The organism is Pseudomonas sp. JV245A (genome assembly GCF_032424515.1).
GTDB lineage: Bacteria > Pseudomonadota > Gammaproteobacteria > Pseudomonadales > Pseudomonadaceae > Aquipseudomonas > Aquipseudomonas protegens.
Genome location: NZ_VYKE01000429.1, coordinates 1 through 957, shown reverse-complemented (window position 1 = coordinate 957; position 957 = coordinate 1). Strand labels below are relative to the sequence as shown.

The following is a 957-nucleotide window of genomic DNA, read 5'->3' as shown; positions in this document are numbered from 1 at the left end:
CCCCGGGGCCAGTTGCTTGGCCAGCGGCGTAGGGGCCACGCCATAGCCTTCGCGGACGAACAGCGGATCGTCCAGCTGGGCGCGCAGGCGCGCCAGGGCGTGGCTGATGGCCGACTGGCTGAGGTGCAGCACCGAGGCTGCGCGGGTCAGGTTGCGCTCCTGGTACACCACCTCGAAGACCCGGAACAGGTTCAGGTCCAGGCGGCTCAGCCCTGACCATTCATGCGGTGAGTTCATGGTTGTGCCCTCGCAGTCTCGACCCGCAGCAGGCTAGCAGCGGGCCGGCGCCGGCAGAACCATGTAGCGCATTCATGAATCTCGATGAATAACCGTCGGTTCTGTGGTGCCCCGGGCGCTGCCTAAGATGGCCGTGCCGATAACAACAATTCAGGAGGCACCATGGACCTTGCGGCCTATCAGCAGCACCTTCACGCCCTGCAGCAGGCCGCCTGGCCCGAAGGCGCGCCGCGTACCCCGCAGTACCCCCTGGGCCAGCAGCCCCTTACCGAATACCTGCGGGCCTGGGCGCAGTCGCAAGCCAGTGCCGTGGCCCTGGACTTCTATGGCTATCAGTTGAGCTTTGCCGAGCTGGACCGGCTGTCCGACCGGTGCGCCGCCTTGCTCGGCGAGCAGGGAATCGGCCCCGGGGACCGGGTGGCGGTGTACCTGCCCAACTGCCCGCAACTGCATATCGGCTTCTGGGGCATTCTCAAGTGCGGCGCCGTGTACGCGCCGGTCAGCCCCCTGGCGCGCACCCTGGAGCTGGAGTATCAGCTCAAGGACAGCGGCGCCCGGGTGATCCTGTGCTTCGACCAACTGCTGGATGTGGTGCAGGCGGTCAGCGACGCCTGCGAGTTGAGCGCGATCCTGGCCACCAGCCTCAGCGAGTTGTGCCCGGCCACCCCAAGCATTCCCCTGCCGGACCTGCTGCGGGCGCCCAAGCGCCTGGCCCCGGGG

General features: G+C 67.8%; 2 protein-coding genes. One reads left to right on the top strand and one right to left on the bottom strand.

The features are described 5' to 3' along the window. Positions 1 to 237, bottom strand: a 237-nt coding sequence (locus tag F6S12_RS32225) for a LysR family transcriptional regulator (RefSeq protein WP_315869919.1), incomplete at its 3' end; no start/stop codon positions are given. 162 nt (positions 238 to 399) lie between these two features. On the opposite strand from F6S12_RS32225, the gene F6S12_RS32220 reads away from it, so the two are divergent. Continuing rightward, positions 400 to 957, top strand: a 558-nt coding sequence (locus F6S12_RS32220) for an AMP-binding protein (protein ID WP_315869918.1), incomplete at its 3' end; no start/stop codon positions are given.